This is a genomic window from Ruegeria sp. H7, assembly GCF_056532945.1.
The window spans coordinates 256,165-276,213 of record NZ_JBQFNZ010000006.1; the positions used below are offsets into that span (position 1 = coordinate 256,165).

Sequence of the window (20,049 nt, forward strand, 5' to 3'; positions counted from 1 at the left end):
GTTCTAACCCTCCTATCTGGACGTGAGGCGCATCGGCGCTTAGGTTTGTGCTATGCGCAGACTTCTTATCAACATTGCAATTATTCTCATTTTGGCTTGCAGCCCCATCACGGTCCTCGCAATCGGCTGGGGCTACATGCAGATTTATCATCAGTTCGGAATGATCCCTTTCATTATCGCCTGCCTTAGCGGGACTGTGTGTGTGCTAGGGATTGCTTGGCGCTCTGATATAGCCCAAGAGCGGATGCACCCGCCGTCACACGGCCAATAAGTTCCGCCTGAGCATCTTTGAGCGGTTGTCCCTTTAACGCCGCTCTCACGGCTTTGAGTGCGCCCTGTGCGTCCTTTCCTTTGATGCCCGTCAACGCCCTTGCGATTTCCACAAACATGCCCCGTTCACGTGCAGACATGCTGCGTGGGTCGATTGAGGCAATAGACCGCGATATTTCCCGTGCGGCCTCAAGTGGGTTGCCCATGTTGCCGGTCGTGCGTCTCATCAAACCCGGAGCGGTCTCTTCAGCCACCTGGTCCTGAATGGACTGGCGAATAGCTGTCTTGGAGTTTTGAGCCACAGCGGCCCTGAGCTCTAGCGCCGCCGCTGAGCGGTCAAGCTCATTCAAGAGCCGATCCGCACGTGGGCCACCCAGTACGAGGCGCAGCTTTTCGACATTCGCGCGGCTGGACATTTCCTTGACCAGTTGCATGGCTTCCCGCGCGTCTGTGTTTGGATCTGTGATAGTCCGGCGAACGTTGGACAGGTTCTGCTCAATGCTTTCCCTGACACCTTGTCGAATAGCCTGACGGGCTTGGTTGGAGACGCCTTGGTTCAGGAAGCCCTTCACGTCCTCGACAGTCGTTCCCTTGAACAACAGGTTCTTGCCCAGAACTAGGGCTTCGTCTTGTTGAGCCTTATCGCCGCCAAGACGCAGAGCGCGCCCATAAAGGGGCACAGCGTCCTTTACGGCTTCCCGTAGCTCAGAGGCCAGCTTACGCGCCCTGAGACCCCGTGCATTCATTCTGCCGAACTGATCCACGGACTCTCGGGCTATGCCGTCCAGAGCTTTCTTTATCTCGTCCAGTTGTTGAACGTTCGGCATTTCCCGGAAGGTCACGCTTCCGTCATCGGCTATCTGGGCCATGATTTGCTGATTGCGTTGACCTGCCGCAATCATCGCGTCGTTGGCTTCGTCTATCGCTGCTTTCAGAGAATTGGGCGGCACCCGAGACAGGACGGATTCAATCTGCCTGCCTTTCGGCCCGGAATAGTCAATCGGGCGGGCGTATGCGGCGTTATAGGCTTTCTGCCGTGCTGAGGAAGTGCCCTGCGAGATTTCCTTAGCTGCTGTCTTGATGCCCTTGGATGCGCCGAAGACGGTATCAAGAACCTGGGGCAGTCGCTGTCCAACACGCGCTGAGCGCCCCTCTACGGCGTCCTGAGCCGATTTAAGGGCAGTTCCGCCCGTTGTGGCCGCTGCGTCCAGTAGAGCGCCTGTAGACGGCCCTGCGTCGGCTAGAAGCGCATCCTCGCCCAACTGTGCCAACCGCGCCTGAGCCTCGTCCAAGTTGTCACTCATGATACCTTGCTTGACGATCCGGGCGGCTTGTGGAGAAATCCCAAGCTCGTCGGCGATAGTGCGAACATCCAGTTTCTTCACCCGGCGGGCAATCTTGACAACCTGCTCACCAGTGACCGAGGCCACGGGTCCAAGGAACGTTGCGAGTGTTCCCCCAATGGCTGCGCCTTTGCCACCCTCCTGCAAGCGCTCGCCTTCATCACCTCGGCCCGAAAAACTGGCCGCGCCTTCAACTGCACCCGCTGGTGCGGCAACCGCTCCGGCCCTCGCACCTCGCGTGAGCATGTTTGAACCCTTGGCGATGAAATCCAACGCCTTTGCACCGCCTGCTCCTATTGCCAGCGGGGCCGCTGTCACCAGTCCACCAGATACGTTGAGCGCCGCTGATTGGCCGGGGTTCTGACGCTCCATTGCGTCGGACGTGAGGCGCATGTTTTCCGCTGCCTGCGGTGAAACCATTCCAACCGCCTCGTCAGCCCATTCCCCAATGAACGGGGTGCCCTGGATGAACTCTTGCGCACGAGCCGCCACCGGATCTTCTGCAATCCGTTGCTGGTCAAAGTCCCGCTGAACCAGATCCACCGGCTGTGCACCATGCATGATTTCCTGAATGCGGGCTTGGTCAGTGGTGGCGAAGCCCGGCGACGTGAAGGACAGCGACCCGTCCTGTCGCTTATAGACCTTGCCGCCATCCTCAGTTGTAGCGACAACCTCACCGGACAGTTCCTGCCTACGCTTGGCAATGCGGTCCTGCATTCCTGCCAGATTGCCCTGTTGGGCCAGTTCCGCGCGCCTGTTGGCGATACGCTGCTGTAGGTCACCGTTCATTGGTTTAACTCCTGAAAGCGGCGCTCTAAGGCGTCCAGTTGTGGCCCGGTCATTTTCTCGACGGGCACCATGCTAAGCTGGTTGAGGTCCATCTGCAGGATGCTGTCAGGCGTATAGGACATGGCGGGCTGACGGCTTAGATAGCTTTGCCAGTCACCCTCGGGGTTGGCCTTGATGCCGTTGCCATCCTCGGCAATTAGCGGGTTATCCCGCATGTATTCCGACCAGACCTCTTGTGCGCCTTCCAAGCTACCATGCTTGCGCGCCCAGTTCTCAAAGAATGCGGCGCGGGTCTGTGTCCGTGCAGCCCCAGCTTTCATAACCTGAGCAATTGATGCGTTACCTTCTTGGGTCTGGCTGAGGTTCGGAACGGCAGCTCTGAACATGCCCATTTCGCGATCCGTGATTGCGCCCTTGGTTTTCTCGGTGAAGGTCAATTGCGCTTCCATCGCCAGCGACTTGAACGCGCCGCGCGCGCCGCTGTCACCGGGAAGGAATCCAACCACATCATCGATAAAGCCGTAGACCTGCCCACCGGGGCCGGTGTAGCCCACCTGAGGCGCTACCGTCTCAAGCTGGGTTGCGAGGCTTTCAATTTCGGTTGCCGTGCGGGCGGCGGTGCCGATTTCCTCAAGCGTGGCGGCGTCCTTCTTGGACAACTCGCTGCTGAGTTTTCCGGGGTCGCGCGGGGTTCCCGTCGCGTTTGCATTCTGGCCCGGCGGGGTGTTGCCCTGCCAGCCGTGCGTAACGGTTGTGCCGTCTGACGTGGTAACGCTGAATCCGGGCGTCAATTGGCTGCTGCCGACAACAGATGGGCCACCTTCAGTTGAGAGGTCGTAAAGCTGGTTACCGACAACCTTGAAGTTGCTGTAGTCCGGGTCGTCTGGCGTTTGATCCAGATACGCCGCCATGATTTTCTCTGAGTTCGAGTATTTCGCGAGCACTTCCTCAAACTCGTCCATGGACTCAATGTCAGGGTGTCCGACTTGGCGCAGGATTCCGTTAATCCCGTTAATGTCGCCACGCTCAGCAAGAACTGTTGCCTGTGCGAGACCCTGGCGAAGAAACTGTAAGTCCCTCTCAATCTCAGCCGCCTCTTTCCCGGCAATATGCTCCTGAACACGCATTTCCATGGCCTGCATGTCGAACTGTTCTTTTTGCCGACGCTGGCGCTGCAGGTCATGCTGCCCACGAATCTGGACGGCTTGGCCCGGATCAATCTGCGCTAGCACATTCATCGCTTCCGGGTTGCCCGAGAGAATGCCCTCGCCATGAGATTGATAAACCCCCCGCAAGGCGTTCTGGTGCTGCATTTGGTCGTGCCGCGCGCGGAGCATTTGGCCTTTACCAAAGGCGTTGACTAAATCGGGTTGCTGGCCCGCTAAGATGATGTTCGGGTTTAGTTGATTCACTGCATTGTCCTCGGCATATCGTTTGTGGTTAGCCGGTCCATTTCGCGCACGGCGGCTTCAACACCGTCACACTCCAGAACCAGTTCCAGCCATTTCGCTTTGAGTTCGGGTGCAAGCAGTCCCTTCCGTCCGCCTGCAAACCACTTTCTGAGCGCAGCCCTCTGCCGTTCATGTTTCGCCCGCTCGGCGTTGAGTTTGCAAATCAACCGCCAAGTACTGCAATTTCTCAGTGACTCGCACAGTTCTTCAAACTCTGGGCTGTCCGTTGAAACCGTACGAGCCTCGGCCATCATGTTTTGGATTTCTACGCCCATCAGCCCGCCTTCCTGTAGCTGACTTCGATAGGTGTGTAGGACAAGCGACGTAACAGGGTGTCCGCTCGATCCAGGTTAACCAGAGAGGTCATGCGAACTTCATTCGCACCCTTGCGCTTCGCCCACTGCTCGAAGGCCTTTAGCAGCTTCACACCGCCCCTCTCAGCCCACCACGCAAGCTCTACGGCCATGACCCAATCGGGCGAGAACATGGTCGGTGCCAAAATTCCCCCAATCATGCCGTGGCCGCTGACAAGGATTACCGCATCGTCATTTTCTATGAGTGCGTGGGCAAATTGTTCCGAGGCGTCTCGTTGGTAAGGGAAGGGTTGTTTGGCCTGCTTGTGGAACTTCTCACTGAACTCAAGGACGCGCGGCATGTCATCCAGTGTTGCGCTGCGAATGCCCCCGACTGGGTTTCCCTGTGGCGTGTCCGCCTGTGCCTGCTGTGCTTCCATTTTCTGCCCCCATTTACCTAGCATAGAGGTATCATAGTACCCCACAAAAAGCAAGAACGGGACGGGAACGCCCGAGTGTTTGGTAGGCAGATTTGCCACCATGCAACAGTTCGATTTTCACTTTGTTTTCTGCGCAGTTGGCGCATCTTGTTGCATGACCTGAATACTGGCCAAGGAGCACTAGCCAGTGGTCAAACAAGTAAGTTGCGTTACGCGGACTACCTTGGTTGTGCTATCAATTAGATGCCGAACTACGCCATGCAGGATCGTTTGGCTATCGTGATTGATTTGTCGATTGGAGGGTAACAGATGTCTATTTTTGAAGAGGAATTTGACGTCGATCCAGAGAAACTAAAGAAGCAATTAAACGCACAATTGGACCGCACCGAAAGGAACCGGAAGCGGGATAAGGCACGAACAAAGTGGATAACACTTTCGGTTGCGTGCGCGGGTGCAACCACGTCATCGCTAATTGGTTTGAGCCAGTTTTTTCCTCAATACGACACAGTTTTGCAAGTTGCTGCACTAGTATTGAGCGCTGCAATCTCAGTCGTAGTGGCCTGGGATAAATTGTTTAACCATAAGAACTTATGGCTGCTAAGCGCGCGCGGCTACAGAGGCTTCAAACAACTTCTGGACATTCTGGAACACGCTGAGGGAACTGATACACTCTCGCAAGGTTTGGCCAAGTCGATTTTAATAGAATGCCAGAAGAACATCGATAAGATGAATGAGGAATGGGATCAGCTTAGGGCCGTAGAGGGTTGACTGCTTCGAAGCTAACCGGTTTGGGTTTTGAAAGCATCGGCATGAGGACAACCATGCTAGTTGTGTTGCTGGCTTTTCAGTCTGGATTTGAGGGGGGTGCGAGTTAGGCGCACCGCACTTACTCTACCAACCTTAGGGTATTCTTAGGGTGACTTCTGCGCTCGGTACGCAGCCCAGCGCCGCCTTTGCGCCTCGGCTATCCGCTGCTTTCCGGCTTCGGTCTTTGGGCCTGTGGACATGCCCCCGTGAAACCGGCACCTGTTCTTTCCTGGCTCTGACTTGGCGCGGCAGGGACGGCCTTTACGAGTGTTCGCGCCACATACCACTCGGCGGGTTGCTTTCTTCCGTTCCTCGGCTTGTCTGACGCGCTGTAGCTCAGCCTCTACTTTGCGTTCCATGGCCTCTAGTTGGTGATCCCGGAATTGCGGCCACTTTGTCCAGCGGGGCAGGGCGATGCCCAGAACTTCACACATCTTCGCGCATGCGCCCCAGCGGCTAAGCAGGGGCTTGTTTTCCCAATAACTGACAGTGTGCCTGCCACAGCCCACCAGCTTGCCTAGTTCCGTCTGGTTCAGCCCTCTGGCCTTCCGGGCCGCTCTGATATCGGATCCGGTTACATTCACTGCATAGCCCTCTTTTTAGGGGGTGGCAAAATACGGCAGGGTAACACCCCATATCGTGCGCGCGAGTGCTGCGCGGAAATACGGCAAGTCCTCGTGACCGCCTCTAATTTCCGGCAAACCAGTAAGACACTTACATGCGCGCGTGTATCGGTCTCCAAACTGCCAAATGATAAGTGCATGCGGCTACCCAATGTCGCCCGTTAATTGCCTGAGAGCGCGAGCCATGCGAGTTAGTTCATTTACAGCCTTGCGGCTACTTTCAGCCTCTCTGGTGCGCATCCCGTGCTTATATGCCGGGTTTGCCTTTCCGCGACCGTGCCCACCACGCGCGCCGTGCATCCGGCAGACAGTCCAGCCACGAACAGCGGGGTTTTTGCATGGAAGGCCGGTGCGCTTGGACTTCGCGGTGCATCGCGGAGCAGCGTGAGCCTTTTGCATGGGGTTGTCGTCACTTTTTGTCATCAACCCGCCCCCCGTGGTGTACGTCACCGACAATGGCCTGACCGCCTTCTTTCACTTCAACACGCTCAACCCGGACGGTCTGATCCGCTTTTGAGCGATACCGTTTCAACGTCTCAACTTGGCTGGTAAATGTGCGGGCTAGTTTGTTTAGCGCACGTTCCGCAGAGTCTTGCTGAGGCAGGGTTTCGACATGATTGAGCCTGCGAGCCATCATCATTGTTGCTTGGTGGATTGCGCCCATTTGGACCGCGAGCATCGCTTCAATCTCGTCTTCTGGCTTTACTCCGCCAACGACGGACATAACAAAGTCAGAGGCTTTCTCAGAAACAGCACTACCGTTTTCTCCAAGTATCGAAACCTGTCCGATGATTCCGCCGTAGAACCTGGGGTCAGCCGTACCCAGTTCATGCATGGCCAGTGCAGCGGCAGCCAATGGGTTTTTGTCCTTATGACCGATTTCGAGGCGTCTCTCTTCGCTGTCAAAGTTGAGCTCCAGCTTGGGGGCGCGAACACGTGACCGCTTCATTTCCCTGACCTCCACCACTGCTGCGCGCTCGGCATCAGAAAGGCCCTCGTAAACTTCGTCCGCCTCAGCCACGCTAGTGCTGGCGCTTGCTAGTTCTGCGTTCTGTTTTTCTTCACTCATTTCGCCTGCTCCCATTTTTGAGTTTTGCCGCTCCAGTGCTTGCCGTTCGGGCCATGCTTTTCCCAGTCGGTCATGTTCCGCCATTCTTCCAGGTTGACGACTTTGCCGGTCCATGTGACGGGCCTGCCACCTACGCCTACCTTGTCAGGTACTGGTCCACGCTCTGGGGGCTGTGACGGGACATGTCGGGGTGGTTTATGTGGCGCGGGTTGAGCCACCTGATTTTCTGCATTTTGGCCGGTAGGGGCTGCTACTTTTGCTACTTTTGCTACATGGGGCCTATTTTGCCCCTCCTGTGTAGCAGATGTAGCAGATGTAGCAGGGGTATCCCGCCGATTTTGAATTTTTGCCAATGCGGCCTGAGTGTCGAAAAAGAAGGTCATTCCTGCCCCCTATCTATGCGGTAAGCCAATGTCCGGGCGGCACCGTCTACAACGGTTCCCGCGTCCAGTTGGTGAAGCCACTGATACTCAGCGAGCGTTGAAAGCAGAGACTTGGCTTTCGGCGTTTCCCGGAATGCGCCGGGGCCATAGAGAACAACATCGCGCGGCAGGATGGTCTTGCTGTCTCGCCCGAGCTTGTTGGCGTGGTCGGGCCAGGATTCCACAACCCATTTGCGCAACGTCTCGGCTTCCTCGGTGCGCTGTGTAACCATCGCAGTTTCAGCCAGCCGCTTGGCTTCGCCGAGGTAGAAGATTGCCAGTTGGATGGCATTGGCCATGACCTCAGACGAAACCTCTCGGGCGTTCAAATTCTGCCAGAGCGTCAGCACCCCGGCGATGCGCGCGGCCTGTTCCGCAGACTTTGAAGCAAAGGACTTGATATGGTCAAAGTCACCCCCGCTGCCCTGTGCCATTTCTGTGGCCCGGTAGTATTCGAACAACAGTTCTTTGGCGTCACTCGACAGGTACAGCGCTCTCGGTTTCAACTCTTGCGGCTTATCTTCGTCAACCGGCGCGGGCTGGCTCAAAATCTGGGTCAAACGGCCCGCCATTGCTACACCTGCTGCATTTGCTACTTGCGGGTCTGGCCGGTTCAAACGTGCGCCGATATTGCTAGGCGGTTCAGTTATCAGGAACCGAGCTAAGAAGCCTTGACCAGAAGCTATCGGATCTGAAAGCAGGGGCCTTGCGGCAACAGGCTGCACCATGAGGTGCATTGCGAGCCTGCGTCCGTACAGGGTAACCGCCCCATCACCTGCACGAACCCGGTCAGGTGGTTCGCCGTCCCAGAGCTTGGAAAGCCCGGCGACGGTTTTCATGCGGTTGTCAGAGTTCATCGCGTGACCGCCCAGAAATCCGCCGCCCTCATCCGAGAACAACCCAAGGCTGGGTTGGCCTACAAGGTAGAGCTTCACCAGCCCTTCAATCGTCGGCTCTGATGCTGTCAGCTTCGGGGACAGAGGCTGTTCAGGCTCCGGCCCCATTGCCTTTAAATCTGCTTCCGCAGCAGCGGCTTTGTCCGGCTTGCTACCTGACGCCTCTTTCAACAGCCGGTCGCGCTTAGCGTTCCAGAGCTTATGGGCCAGAGACCATTCTGCCTTAGCTTCGGTGTATTCACTGGATTGCTCGCGCTCGTATTCCCGCACGCCGTTCATCACCAGCTTATCACACCCGCTTTTCCGTTCCCCGGATTGAGCCACAGTCAGGCAGAACAGGGACGTGGGCGAGAACCCGGCCAGGGTCTCAACGTCTGCGTGAGCCTGCACCGCCAGAGACGCAACTGACAGGGCCGATTGAGCCGCAATGGCTACGGGTGCCTGTGTTGCCTGCTGGACGGCCCTCACAGACCCTGAGAGTGGCCCCAGTGCGTCAACCGGATAGTCAGCGCCTCGGGGAATTTCACGCAGCAGAGGCTGGGGGCCTTCTGCTTTGTATGGGATTGGTTGTGCTACATTCATTTCACTGCTCCGTCTTTTAGGACGTCGTTCCAGTCCTGCCCGTCTGGTGCGGGCATCATCGATACTTTCCAGCCGAGGGCGTGTGCCCGAGAGGCGAGCTTGTCGCCCGCTTCCCGTCCGGCTGGGTCTCCGTCTGTTGCGACAATCAGCGCCCCCGGTTCATCCGGTAAGCGCAGTGCTTTCATTCCCGATGTGGAAAGCGTGGCCCAGACCGTCGCAGGCTCGCTCAGAAGCCCTGACAGCAGGGACAGGCCGGTTTCTATGCCTTCACACACCACCAGCGGCCCCTCAGCCTCTGACAGGACCACAGAGCCGCCAGCGCACGGCCCCAACATCAACTTTGGGGATTTGGCGACCCTGACGCCCCTCTTGTCGAAGAATGTCCGGTGAATGCCGCCTGTGGTGACCTGTGCCACCATGGCCGAGGCCCACGAGGTGCTTGGGCTGTGAAACAGGTCAGGTGCCCAGCGCAAGGTCGGCGGCAATTCACAGGCGATGCCCCGCCCCCGTAAGTACTTCTCGCCCTTGGTGCGTTCGATGGGCCGGGATGCTTCCCAGAGGCCGCGCGCCTGCCGCAGCTTGAATTCTTCGTATTCACTGCGTTTGCGTTCAGACTCGCGCTGTGCGACCGGATCGACTTTTACCGAACCCGGGGGCATGCCTGCCGCCTTCGCAATTTCGCGAAAGTCGCAGCCACCCTTGTGGCAGTACATCAGCAACCGTCCATCAGCTTCCGTGAGGGACAGGGCCGTTTGATCCCGGCGGCGCTCCGGCTGGCAAATCGGGCAAGGCACTTGAGCCTGCCCGTTCTTCCAAGTTCCACCGAGGCGGTATGCAGCATCGGGGCCGTTCATAACGCACCCCCTTCCTTTACAACGTTGTCCGGTTTGATGCGGGTCACCTTGCAGTTCAGGCGAAACACGCCGAACCACGCCAGCCCGGAACCGGGTTCGCGGTATTCGTCGGTCACGATGTCAATCTGCTTGTCCTTGCGCATCAGATGCACATACACGCCGATCCGGCACCGCGAGGCGCAGTAAACCGGCCCCACCATCAGGGCCTCTAAGATGCGCCGCATGTTCTTGCTGACAGTGACGGTGTGGCTTTTGCCGTCTTCCGTCTCAATCAGGTACTGCGTTGGCGCTGTGGTGTTGGGGAAATCCGCCCAGCGATCCGCAGAAAGCGTATTCGCTGGGGGCGTGAGTGTCGGGGGTGTTGTGGTGGTTACTGACATTGAGCCGCCTCCAATTCCACGCCGAACCAGTGGAGCGCCACAATCGGGCAGTCGCGCAGCAAATGGCGCGGCGGTGCGTTGTCGTTGTTGGGGAAAACCGGCATCGATCCGAACTGCTCGGACGGATCAGGTTGCCAGTGGTTTGCGTGATATTTTAGAGTCATGCTTGCTTCCTCAAGCTTGCGCCGAGGGCATGAACACGCTACATTTCGATTAGTCATTGCTACCGACTGAAAACGAATGTCCCGTGTCCATGTGTGCCCATGGCGCGGGTTTCGTTTTAGGCGGCAACCGACTTGCGGCTCTCAAGAAAGCCACTCAGGTCGCTTTCCTTCCACGCTACAATATTGGCTGACATCTTGACCGGGCGGGGAAACTCCCCTTGGTCCATGAGGCGGTAAATCTGACGGCACGACAGCCCGGTTACTTCCTCAACTTCCTTACGGCGATAGTGCTTCTCTATCATCGTTTTCACCATTGTCTGCCACCGGCAACCAGCGTCCAGCGGCTTCAATGGTTAGCTATTCTAGGCACATACAAGTATTTGAAAATACTACAATTTAACCATTATGCCCATCAAAAGACTGACGGATTTTGGCTGCGTATTTGGCCATCCTGGGCGCGCCATTTGGCCAAATTGGTCAAGTTGGCCACACTTCATTTCGTTTTGGTGGCGTCAATCTTTGCCCGGCCAAGCTTTTGCTATGGCTTTGTCCATTGTGGTCTTGCCTACGAGAACCCCCGTTTCCGACTGCACCTGTCTTTGCAGTTCGTTCACTGTAGCGTCCGGCCTTCCTTCTGGATGCAACCTTCTTAGGGCCTCGATTGTTGGTTCCAGCTTGTACTTTCGGTTGGTGGGGGACTTCTCAGACTGCACGAGTTCTGCGCCCAATACAGGGAGCAGGCCCTCGACTCGATCCGTTTCGAACATAACGTCCAATTCTAGGTCAGTTCCTGTTGCTGCGATCCGACCGGAAAGAAAGCAAGAATTCGAGTTTTTCACATCAAGCCAAAATGCCTCGTCCCTGTACTCAAAAACTCCTGTCAGGGCGCTAGAGAGGAAAGGCGTTAGCTGACCGGCAAACAGTTTATCGCGAAGCAAGTTAGTGACCTGCCGAAACCTAGCAAAGCCAATTTCAATAATGTGGTGCGGGGGGCCTTGGTGTTCGGGCCAGTCAGGCTTTGTAGCTGAGCGACCATCTGTGTATAGCTTGCCGTCACTCGGAAAATGCAGGAATTCAAACTCTGGAAACGGTGGGAACAGAGATAGGATCGGGTCGAATATTCTGTCAGCAATAGCGCGCTCAACAAACCTGCACAGTGCAATCTCAGTTGTAAGCTCGCCTATCCTGCGTCGGATCTTCTGCTCTTGCTTTCGTGATAAGCCAACAGCGTCCAGGTTCCGAATACACCTATCCAAATCTTCTTCAAACGAGAGGTAGCGCAGCGCGGCTTCTATTAGCTCGGGATCAGATAGAGGCTCGGGATACAAATGATAATAGGCGCGCTCCAACAGATAGTAAGTGCCGCAATAGCCGGGGGGATAATACCTGTTCTCATCTCGAATCATATTGTCACCCCATCGCTTTCATTCAGGACAAAACCTGTCCACGCCTGCATAAGCTCCAGCCGTTTGGCCAACAGGTCGGATCTTGCGTAAGCTGCCTCTGTTTCGTCACCCATTTTGTGGGCCAAAGCCATTTCGCAGACTTCACGAGGGAAGTTTGTTTGCTCCTGTGCCCATGTTCGAAAACTGGCGCGGAAGCCATGAACATCGCAGTCATAGCCTTGCTCACGAACCACATTGAGCAAAGTTGCATCACTGATGGGCCTGCCATGAATGCGTCCGGGAAAAACCAGTTCACCTTGGTGAAGCTTGCGGGCCGCATTCAGGACTTCGATGCAGCGCTCAGTCAGGGGTACTTGGTGCGCCTCGGCCATCTTCATTCGCACAGCCGGTATCGCCCACACGCGGCCTTCCAAGTCGAATTCCGACCAAACCGCCTCCCTGACCTCAATTGAGCGGCAAGCGGTAAGCACAAGAAACTCTACAGCCAGCCTCACGGACGCTTCTGCTTCGGACTGACGAACATCTGAAACGCAGCTTGGTACTTCGGGATAGGGCAGTGCCTTTCGGTTCGTGCGCTTTGTCTTATCCTGCTTTGGCAGCACTGCCTTCACAGACTCCGCTGGATTGTCCGCTCGCCAGCCATTTGCAATCGCCCATTTCAGCACTGAGCCGATTCGCTGACGCACTCGCCGGGCGGTGGCGTCCTTAGTTGTCCAGATTGGCAATAGCGCGGTCAGCACATGCGCCCCGTCAACATCAGCAACGCTGACCCGGCCAAAGTGGGGGAAGGCGTACGTTTCAAGTGAACTGATATACTTCTTTGCGTGGGCAGGGCTGCGCCAAGACGCCTTATTGGCTTTGTGAACCTCGCGGGCGGCTTCCTCGAATGTTGGGATAGCCTCGTGCTTCTTTTTTGCGGCCACCGGATCGCCACCTTCTCGGGCAATCCTACGATTATCGAGAGCCGCTGTCCGTGCGCTGGCAAGGGAAACCAGCTTTGTTGACCCGATAGCAATCTCAGTTCTTTTGCCCCGGATCACTATGCGCTGTATCCAGCGGCTCGCACCACTTTCATCGACTTTTAGGTAAAGCCCGTTCCCGTCTGCATAGAGCGCTGGACCCTTTGCCGACTTAACGAACGCGGGGGCTAGTGCATTGTGCGGGTGCTTTCCTTTGCGTTTACCTACCATTATACCCAACATTTATTTGTCAATGTACGGCAACGGGTGGCAACGGGCAACACAAAGGTTCCTGTTTTTTATAAGACTATTTCTATGTGTGGCAACTGTTGGCAATCAGGGTGGGTAGCCATACAGGCTACCACTTACGACCCCGCAAATGGCAACGGGGTTCTTTCGCGCGAACGAAAGAACCCCGTCTTAACGTCAGAAATGCAATGCCGCGTCTATGCACCTATGCTTGTCAGCCTAGCGCCTTCGGATCAGGTTTTCAACAAGATGTTGATGCAATTCTACGCGACCCCGCAATATGCTGGGCGTGTCAGATGCTTTCCTGAACGTCGGTCGCGGCGTTCTGGATCGCGTCTCCGGCCTTTTCAATGTCTTTACCAGCGCCTTTGGCTGTTTCGCAGGCGGTCAGTGCAAACAGGCTCAGGCCAATCAGAATTGCGCGGATCATGCTTGTCTCCTTAGTGCTCGATCCTGTGTTCGGTAGCACCTTTTCCAACGACGGGCCAGCGTTAGGCAACGTCGTCCTGACAAAACAGTTCGTAGACGGTTTCCAGCATCTTACGTGGGCGATCATCCGCGAGCCGGTAGTAAATGGCTTTGCCCTCGCGTCGCGGCAAGACCAGACCTTCCAACCGCAGCCGGGACAATTGTTGCGACACGGCGGCCTGACGGGCGGACAGCAACTCTTCCAGTTCGGTTACAGATTTTTCGCCGGACACAAGATGACACAGGATCATCAACCGACCTTCGTGGCTGATCGCCTTCAGAAAGTTTGAGGCGCGGGTCGCATTGTCGACCATTCGGTCTAGATCATCTCGAGTCATGTCCGAAGATAGCTGGGGAAGGGCCATCACTTCTTTTCCTTGCAGGCCCGATGAGCGGGCGTTGTTTTCATTCCATAAGTGCTTTGCGTGCGAAACACTCCGTTACGTAGTTTGGACGTATTTTCCTATATGCATGAATCAAAATGTCGTGATGAATGTAAGGGGAATTTATCGTAACCCTTGTCCCTTATGATCCAGAGGCATTCGCGGAACAGGTCGGTTTCAGGCATGTCAGCCGTCGCAAACCACCAACAATTCCACAATCGGGGGCCGATGTTTGCAGCCCCCCTTGCAGCCCCCCAGTGGCGACACTAAGACTCGGGTAATACTTGTTGGGATAGTCTCCCGAACCATAGCAAATCAGGCAGGTTACGAATGTTCGATCCAGTAGACACCTACATGAATACGCTTGTCCCCATGGTGGTCGAACAGACCAGCCGGGGCGAGCGCGCATATGACATCTTCTCGCGTCTGCTGAAAGAGCGGATCATCTTTATCAACGGTCCGATCCATGACGGGATGAGCCATCTGGTCGTGGCCCAGCTGCTGCATCTTGAGGCGGAAAACCCCAACAAGGAAATCTCGATCTACATCAACTCGCCGGGTGGTGTGGTGACCAGCGGTTTGTCGATCTACGACACAATGCAGTACATCAAGCCGAAATGTTCGACGCTGGTGATCGGTCAGGCGGCCTCGATGGGGTCGGTTCTGCTGGCCGGTGGTGAAAAGGGGATGCGGTTCTCGCTGCCCAACAGCCGGATCATGGTGCACCAGCCCAGTGGTGGTTATCAGGGCCAGGCCAGCGATATCATGATCCACGCGGCCGAGACGCAAAAGCTGAAGGATCGTCTGTATGACATTTACGTGCGTCATACCGGCCAAACCAAAAAGGCGGTTGAAAAGGCGCTGGATCGTGACAATTTCATGAGCCCGGAAGAGGCGAAAGAATGGGGCCACATCGACGAGATCGTTGAAAACCGTGCCAAGATGGACACGGAAGAGGCCTAAGAGACGGACCCCGCGCCCATCGCGCGGGGGTCATTTTGAGATTGTAGCCGCCACAGTGCTGGCCTAAGCTGCACGAACATGCGCAAGGGCGCCCCGGCAGACAGGGGCGCAGGGACGAAGCCCGAAAGGTAGATCATGGCGACGAATTCAGGCGGTGACGGCAAAAACACGCTCTACTGTAGCTTTTGTGGAAAAAGCCAGCATGAGGTGCGCAAGCTGATCGCAGGACCGACCGTTTTCATCTGTGATGAATGTGTCGAGCTGTGCATGGATATCATCCGCGAAGAGACCAAAGCCAGCGGGCTGAAGTCATCCGATGGTGTGCCGACGCCCAAGGATATCTGCGAGGTTTTGGACGATTACGTGATCGGTCAGGCCACCGCCAAGCGCGTGCTGTCCGTGGCGGTGCACAACCACTACAAACGTCTGAACCACGCCCAGAAAGCGGGCAGCGATATTGAACTCGCCAAGTCCAATATCCTGCTGATCGGCCCGACGGGCTGCGGTAAGACGCTTTTGGCACAGACTCTGGCGCGTATTCTGGATGTACCGTTTACCATGGCGGACGCAACCACGCTGACCGAAGCCGGTTACGTGGGTGAAGATGTCGAGAACATCATCCTGAAACTGCTCCAGGCCAGCGAATACAATGTCGAGCGCGCGCAGCGCGGTATCGTCTATATCGACGAGGTCGACAAGATTACCCGAAAGTCCGAGAACCCCTCGATCACGCGCGACGTCTCCGGCGAAGGTGTTCAACAGGCGCTGTTGAAGCTGATGGAAGGCACCGTGGCCAGCGTTCCGCCGCAAGGGGGGCGCAAGCACCCGCAGCAGGAGTTCCTGCAGGTGGACACCACGAACATCCTGTTCATCTGTGGCGGGGCCTTTGCGGGGCTCGACAAGATCATTGCGCAACGTGGCAAGGGTTCGGCAATGGGCTTTGGCGCCGATGTGCGTGACAATGATGACCGCGGCGTGGGTGAGATTTTCAAGGATCTCGAGCCTGAAGATCTGCTGAAATTTGGCCTGATCCCGGAATTTGTCGGCCGTCTGCCGGTATTGGCGACGCTGGAAGATCTGGACGAAGATGCTCTGGTCACCATCCTGACCAAGCCCAAGAACGCTCTGGTCAAGCAGTACCAGCGCCTGTTCGAACTGGAAGATGCCGAGCTTGGCTTTACGGACGATGCGCTGAAGGCGATTGCCAAGAAAGCGATCGAACGCAAAACGGGCGCGCGGGGACTGCGGTCGATCCTTGAGGATATTCTTCTGGATACGATGTTCGAGCTGCCGGGCATGAAGAACGTGACCGAAGTTGTCGTCAATGAAGAGGCGGTCAGTTCGGACGCGCAGCCCCTGATCATTTACGCAGATGCAGCACCGGAATCTGCATCCGCAGGTTAACCCAAGCGACGGTTCAGGGGGGCTCTGCCCCCATCGTGGCAAGCCACGATTCCCCCGAGGTATTTTGAAACAGAAGAAGTGCGGATCCTTTCTTCATCTGGCTAAAAATATCTCGGAGCGCGAGGCAGAGCCTCGCAATGAATCCGGTTTGCGTGGTGGAGTCCTTTTAAGTTCTCGGTACGGTGGATCGCAGTGAAACGTATTTCTTCAGGTGGCGAATTCGAAGCCAAGGCCGGGTATTGCCGCGCCGTGGTTGCAGGTGGTTGGGTACATGTCGCCGGGACCGTCGGGCAGGGAGATGACGTTGTCTCACAATGCCGGTCTGCGTTGTCCATCATAGAAAAAGCACTGGCAGAGGCCGGAGCGGAATTCTCAGACGTTGTTCGCGTCACCTACATGTTGCCGGATCGTCATGAATTTGAACCTTGCTGGCCCATTCTGGCCGAAACCTTTGGCGCAAACCCTCCGGCGGCGACGATGATCGAATGTGGTCTGATCGATCCAAAATATCGTATTGAAATCGAAGTGACGGCGTTCTTGCCCGAGTGACGCAGTCACGCGGGTGGTACTGGACCTTTGCCCGCCTTTCGGTCATATCTTGCCTGACGAACACGCCGGAGATCACCTATGGGACTTCTGAACACTCTTTTGCAGGCTGTGACTTGGTGGAATGGGGCGACCCTGAACACGAAACTTTATACAGCGCGCAAGGGTGTCAAAGTTGGTGAAGACAATGAAGGTAACGTGTTTTACCGCAATGCGGATGACAGCAAACGCTGGGTGATCTTCAACGGTGAGGCAGAGGCCAGCCGCGTTGATCCGGACTGGCACGGTTGGTTGCACCGGACCTGGGATGAGCCACCGACCGATAAGCCGCTGCCCCACAAATCCTGGGAAAAGCCGCATCAGGAAAACCTGACGGGCACTGCATTGGCGTACACTCCGGCAGGATCGTTGCGCAGGCCTGATCCGGTCGAGCGCAAAGATTACGAGGCCTGGAGCCCCGAATAACAGAGGCGAGCAATGTCGACCCATAATTGGACCGAAGTTTTTGTCGGTGGCGCCGTATTGGCCGTTGCCGTTGCATTTGGCGTTTATGCCAGCCAATCGACCGGCCTGTCGCAGGGCGGCACTGGTTACGAGCTGGGCGCGTCCTTCCGCTCGCTCGAAGGGGTTGGTGTCGGCACAGATGTCCGTCTGGCTGGCGTCAAGATCGGCACCGTAACCGGTGTTGAACTAAACGCGGACACGTACCGCGCGGATACGACCTTCACGATTTCTGACGGCATTCTGGTGCCCGATGACAGCGCCATTGTGATTTCGTCCGAGGGGTTGCTGGGTGGCAACTTTGTTGAGGTGATGCCTGGCGGCTCTCCGTTCTTTTTTGAGCCAGGGGACGAGATTGAGGACACACAAGGCGCGGTCAGCCTGATCTCGCTGCTGGTCAAATTCGTTGCCGGAGACGGCGGCGAATGAGGGGGCTGGCGCTGACCGCTCTGCTGCTCTGTGCGACGGGCGCGGCGGCGCAGCAGAAGGTTGAATCCGGGCCCGGGGCGATGCTGCGTGGCCTGGACAAGGTCAGCGGTCAGACGGTCGATGTCGAAATGCAAAGCGGCGAGACTCAGCCGGTGTTTGGTCTGGACGTCGCACTAGGGGATTGCCGCTATCCGGCGGACAACCCGACGGGCGATGCCTTTGCCTATCTGACGATCTGGGAAACCGGCAAAGCCGATCAGCTGTTTGATGGTTGGATGATCGCCACGTCGCCCGCGCTGAACGCATTGGATCACGCGCGCTATGACGTCTGGGTGATCCGCTGTATCACACCTTCGGCCGACTGAGTTATCGGGGCGGTAAAATCGGCGCTGGCGCTGATCGCATTTTCCAATGCTTTCCTGTAGCGGCTGCGCGGTATTTCGATTGCCCCGAGTGAGGCAAGGTGGGCCGTCAGAAACTGGGTATCGAACAGTTGAAACCCGGTTTGGCGAAGCCGATCGACCAGATAGGCCAGGGCGATTTTTGAGGCATCGGTGCGGCGCGAAAACATGCTTTCCCCAAAGAAAGCTGCGCCCAGAACAACCCCGTAAACGCCGCCGACCAATTGGTCATGGTCCCAGATTTCAAGCGAATGCGCGTGGCCGGCCTGATGAAGCTGGCTATAGAGATCTCGCAGTTCGGCGTTGATCCAGGTGTCGGCCCTGTCGGCGCAGCTGTCGACGACTGCGGCAAAATCCCGGTTGATAGTGACGTCGAAACCGCAATTGCGGATACGCCGGGCCAGACTGCGTGAGATGTGAAATCCGTCCAGCGGGAACACGCCCCGCAGTTTCGGGTCGACCCAGAACAGGTCCGGGTCATCCCGATGTTCGGCCATCGGGAAAATGCCGATGGAATATCCATGCAGCAGAAGTTCGGGGGTCAGGCTCATCGGATATGCCCGAAGGCCGGACGGGTGGACCCGTCCGGCCTTGCGACTTTATTCGCCCATATTCTCCGCAAGCCAGTGCTCCAGCCAGTGGATGTTATAGTCGCCGCTATGCAGGTCGGGTTCCTGCAACAGCGCGTGAAACAGAGGCACGGTGGTGTCGATGCCGTCTACGATCAACTCTCCCAAAGCGCGGTCCAGACGGGCCAGAGCCTCGGCCCGGTCGCGGCCCTGAACGATCAGCTTGGCGATCAGCGAGTCGTAATAGGGCGGGATCGAATAGCCGTCATACAGCGCTGAATCCATCCGTACGCCAAGACCACCCGGCGCGTGATACGCGGTGATCTTGCCGGGGCAGGGCGAGAAGTTGGGCAGCTTTTCGGCGTTGATCCGAACCTCGATGGCGTGGCCGTTGATTTCCAGATCGTCCTGTCCGAACGACATCGGTTCACCAGCCGCAACGCGGATCTGTTCACGCACCAGATCGACGCCAAAGATGCCTTCGGTGACGGGGTGTTCCACCTGCAGGCGGGTGTTCATCTCGATGAAATAGAACTCGCCATTTTCATACAGGAACTCAATGGTGCCCGCGCCGATATAGTTGATCTTGGCCACCGCATCGGCGCAGATCTTGCCGATTCTGGCACGTTCTTCGGGGGTGATGCAGGGGCCGGGGGCCTCTTCAAACACCTTCTGGTGGCGACGTTGCAGGGAACAGTCACGCTCACCCAGATGGACGGCGTTGCCTTTGCCGTCGCCGAAGACCTGAATTTCGATATGGCGCGGCGTGGTCAGGTATTTCTCGATATAGACCTCGTCATTGCCGAAGGCGGCTTTGCCTTCGGCCCGGGCGGTCATGAAGGCGCTTTCCATCTCGGCGGCGTTCATCGCGACTTTCATGCCGCGCCCGCCGCCACCTGCGGTGGCCTTGATGATGACGGGATAGCCGAATTCCTCACCGATGCGTTTGGCGTCTTCCAGCGTGGGAACGCCACCGTCCGATCCGGGAACACAAGGCACACCCAGTTCCTTCATCGTGTCCTTGGCGGTGATCTTGTCGCCCATGACGCGGATATGTTCAGCGGTGGGGCCGATGAAGGTGATGCCATGGTCTTCGACGATCTGCACGAACTCGGCATTTTCGGACAGGAAGCCATAGCCGGGATGGATCGCCTGCGCGCCGGTAATCTCACAGGCCGAGATGATCGCAGGCACCGACAGATAGCTTTGCGGGCTGGGCGGAGGACCGATGCACACCGATTCGTCTGCCATGCGCACATGCATCGCGTCGCTGTCGGCGGTGGAGTGCACGGCAACCGTCTTAATCCCCATCTCGCGCGCGGCGCGGATGACGCGCAGGGCGATCTCGCCTCGGTTGGCAATCAGGATCTTGTCGAACATGGGCCCGC

Annotated in this window: 25 protein-coding genes; 7 read left to right on the forward strand and 18 right to left on the reverse strand. The window is 57.0% G+C overall.

From position 1 onward, the window contains the following. Positions 1 to 185: 185 nt before the first annotated feature. The 4 genes from ACR0AC_RS14680 to ACR0AC_RS14695 form a co-directional block, all read right to left on the reverse strand. Complete coding sequence (locus tag ACR0AC_RS14680) at positions 186 to 2,402, reverse strand: hypothetical protein (RefSeq protein WP_480874364.1); 2,217 nt, start codon at positions 2,400 to 2,402, stop codon at positions 186 to 188. After that, on the reverse strand, positions 2,399 to 3,715 hold the full coding sequence (locus ACR0AC_RS14685; RefSeq protein ID WP_480874367.1) for a hypothetical protein: 1,317 nt from the start codon (positions 3,713 to 3,715) through the stop codon (positions 2,399 to 2,401). Before ACR0AC_RS14685 ends, ACR0AC_RS14680 begins: the two co-directional genes overlap by 4 nt. A gap of 95 nt (positions 3,716 to 3,810) precedes the next feature. Further along, positions 3,811 to 4,128 (reverse strand): hypothetical protein, encoded by a 318-nt coding sequence (locus ACR0AC_RS14690; protein ID WP_480874368.1) that lies wholly within the window; start codon positions 4,126 to 4,128, stop codon positions 3,811 to 3,813. Further along, entirely contained in the window at positions 4,128 to 4,610 is a 483-nt protein-coding gene (locus tag ACR0AC_RS14695) for a hypothetical protein (protein WP_480874371.1), read from the reverse strand. The genes ACR0AC_RS14690 and ACR0AC_RS14695 overlap by 1 nt, the downstream gene beginning before the upstream one ends. Positions 4,611 to 4,895: 285 nt before the next feature. On the opposite strand from ACR0AC_RS14695, the gene ACR0AC_RS14700 reads away from it, so the two are divergent. Continuing rightward, the gene (locus tag ACR0AC_RS14700) at positions 4,896 to 5,354 is read left to right on the forward strand and encodes a DUF4231 domain-containing protein (protein WP_480874372.1); all 459 of its coding nucleotides are present in this window, start codon (positions 4,896 to 4,898) and stop codon (positions 5,352 to 5,354) included. Between the two features lie 143 nt (positions 5,355 to 5,497). Here the strand turns inward: ACR0AC_RS14700 and ACR0AC_RS14705 are convergent, their stop codons facing one another. The 12 genes from ACR0AC_RS14705 to ACR0AC_RS14760 all read right to left on the reverse strand — a co-directional run bounded on the left by ACR0AC_RS14705 (position 5,498) and on the right by ACR0AC_RS14760 (position 13,830). Beyond that, complete coding sequence (locus ACR0AC_RS14705; protein ID WP_480874375.1) at positions 5,498 to 5,977, reverse strand: HGGxSTG domain-containing protein; 480 nt, start codon at positions 5,975 to 5,977, stop codon at positions 5,498 to 5,500. A gap of 448 nt (positions 5,978 to 6,425) precedes the next feature. Continuing rightward, positions 6,426 to 7,085, reverse strand: a complete 660-nt coding sequence (locus ACR0AC_RS14710) for a hypothetical protein (protein WP_480874378.1) — start codon at positions 7,083 to 7,085, stop codon at positions 6,426 to 6,428. After that, entirely contained in the window at positions 7,082 to 7,468 is a 387-nt protein-coding gene (locus ACR0AC_RS14715) for a hypothetical protein (RefSeq protein WP_480874381.1), read from the reverse strand. Before ACR0AC_RS14715 ends, ACR0AC_RS14710 begins: the two co-directional genes overlap by 4 nt. Next, positions 7,465 to 8,985 (reverse strand): YfjI family protein, encoded by a 1,521-nt coding sequence (locus ACR0AC_RS14720; protein WP_480874383.1) that lies wholly within the window; start codon positions 8,983 to 8,985, stop codon positions 7,465 to 7,467. The genes ACR0AC_RS14715 and ACR0AC_RS14720 overlap by 4 nt, the downstream gene beginning before the upstream one ends. Then, positions 8,982 to 9,644, reverse strand: coding sequence for a DUF7146 domain-containing protein (locus ACR0AC_RS14725; protein ID WP_480874384.1), 663 nt, complete (start codon positions 9,642 to 9,644; stop codon positions 8,982 to 8,984). The genes ACR0AC_RS14720 and ACR0AC_RS14725 overlap by 4 nt, the downstream gene beginning before the upstream one ends. A 191-nt stretch (positions 9,645 to 9,835) precedes the next feature. Beyond that, positions 9,836 to 10,219, reverse strand: a complete 384-nt coding sequence (locus tag ACR0AC_RS14730; protein ID WP_480874387.1) for a hypothetical protein — start codon at positions 10,217 to 10,219, stop codon at positions 9,836 to 9,838. After that, positions 10,210 to 10,383 carry a hypothetical protein gene (locus ACR0AC_RS14735; RefSeq protein ID WP_480874390.1) on the reverse strand — a complete coding sequence of 58 codons (174 nt, stop codon included), beginning with the start codon at positions 10,381 to 10,383 and terminating at the stop codon, positions 10,210 to 10,212. The genes ACR0AC_RS14730 and ACR0AC_RS14735 overlap by 10 nt, the downstream gene beginning before the upstream one ends. Before the next feature lie 116 nt (positions 10,384 to 10,499). Continuing rightward, complete coding sequence (locus ACR0AC_RS14740; RefSeq protein WP_480874393.1) at positions 10,500 to 10,697, reverse strand: helix-turn-helix transcriptional regulator; 198 nt, start codon at positions 10,695 to 10,697, stop codon at positions 10,500 to 10,502. A 198-nt stretch (positions 10,698 to 10,895) separates the two neighbouring features. Then, a complete protein-coding gene (locus ACR0AC_RS14745) occupies positions 10,896 to 11,789 on the reverse strand; it encodes a hypothetical protein (protein WP_480874396.1) in 894 nt (297 codons plus the stop codon). After that, a complete protein-coding gene (locus ACR0AC_RS14750; RefSeq protein ID WP_480874398.1) occupies positions 11,786 to 12,979 on the reverse strand; it encodes a tyrosine-type recombinase/integrase in 1,194 nt (397 codons plus the stop codon). Before ACR0AC_RS14750 ends, ACR0AC_RS14745 begins: the two co-directional genes overlap by 4 nt. Before the next feature lie 310 nt (positions 12,980 to 13,289). After that, complete coding sequence (locus tag ACR0AC_RS14755) at positions 13,290 to 13,427, reverse strand: entericidin A/B family lipoprotein (RefSeq protein WP_170454105.1); 138 nt, start codon at positions 13,425 to 13,427, stop codon at positions 13,290 to 13,292. 61 nt (positions 13,428 to 13,488) lie between these two features. Next, on the reverse strand, positions 13,489 to 13,830 hold the full coding sequence (locus tag ACR0AC_RS14760) for a metalloregulator ArsR/SmtB family transcription factor (RefSeq protein WP_170454103.1): 342 nt from the start codon (positions 13,828 to 13,830) through the stop codon (positions 13,489 to 13,491). Between the two features lie 348 nt (positions 13,831 to 14,178). Between ACR0AC_RS14760 and ACR0AC_RS14765 the strand changes: the two genes are divergently transcribed. The 6 genes from ACR0AC_RS14765 to ACR0AC_RS14790 all read left to right on the forward strand — a co-directional run bounded on the left by ACR0AC_RS14765 (position 14,179) and on the right by ACR0AC_RS14790 (position 18,056). Beyond that, positions 14,179 to 14,811 carry an ATP-dependent Clp protease proteolytic subunit gene (locus tag ACR0AC_RS14765; protein WP_170454101.1) on the forward strand — a complete coding sequence of 211 codons (633 nt, stop codon included), beginning with the start codon at positions 14,179 to 14,181 and terminating at the stop codon, positions 14,809 to 14,811. 135 nt (positions 14,812 to 14,946) lie between these two features. Then, complete coding sequence (clpX, locus tag ACR0AC_RS14770) at positions 14,947 to 16,215, forward strand: ATP-dependent Clp protease ATP-binding subunit ClpX (protein WP_170454099.1); 1,269 nt, start codon at positions 14,947 to 14,949, stop codon at positions 16,213 to 16,215. A gap of 186 nt (positions 16,216 to 16,401) precedes the next feature. Next, positions 16,402 to 16,764, forward strand: a complete 363-nt coding sequence (locus tag ACR0AC_RS14775) for a RidA family protein (RefSeq protein ID WP_170454567.1) — start codon at positions 16,402 to 16,404, stop codon at positions 16,762 to 16,764. 78 nt (positions 16,765 to 16,842) lie between these two features. Continuing rightward, positions 16,843 to 17,226, forward strand: coding sequence for an NADH:ubiquinone oxidoreductase subunit NDUFA12 (locus ACR0AC_RS14780; protein ID WP_170454097.1), 384 nt, complete (start codon positions 16,843 to 16,845; stop codon positions 17,224 to 17,226). A 12-nt stretch (positions 17,227 to 17,238) separates the two neighbouring features. Next, a complete protein-coding gene (gene mlaD, locus ACR0AC_RS14785) occupies positions 17,239 to 17,691 on the forward strand; it encodes an outer membrane lipid asymmetry maintenance protein MlaD (RefSeq protein WP_170454095.1) in 453 nt (150 codons plus the stop codon). Then, entirely contained in the window at positions 17,688 to 18,056 is a 369-nt protein-coding gene (locus tag ACR0AC_RS14790; RefSeq protein ID WP_480874403.1) for a DUF2155 domain-containing protein, read from the forward strand. The genes mlaD and ACR0AC_RS14790 overlap by 4 nt, the downstream gene beginning before the upstream one ends. Here the strand turns inward: ACR0AC_RS14790 and aat are convergent. Together aat and accC are read right to left on the reverse strand one after the other, a co-directional pair. After that, positions 18,011 to 18,643, reverse strand: a complete 633-nt coding sequence (gene aat / locus ACR0AC_RS14795; RefSeq protein WP_480874405.1) for a leucyl/phenylalanyl-tRNA--protein transferase — start codon at positions 18,641 to 18,643, stop codon at positions 18,011 to 18,013. The two genes, ACR0AC_RS14790 and aat, sit on opposite strands and share 46 nt — an antisense overlap. A 48-nt stretch (positions 18,644 to 18,691) precedes the next feature. Next, entirely contained in the window at positions 18,692 to 20,041 is a 1,350-nt protein-coding gene (gene accC, locus ACR0AC_RS14800; RefSeq protein WP_170520698.1) for an acetyl-CoA carboxylase biotin carboxylase subunit, read from the reverse strand. Between the last annotated feature and the right edge of the window lie 8 nt (positions 20,042 to 20,049).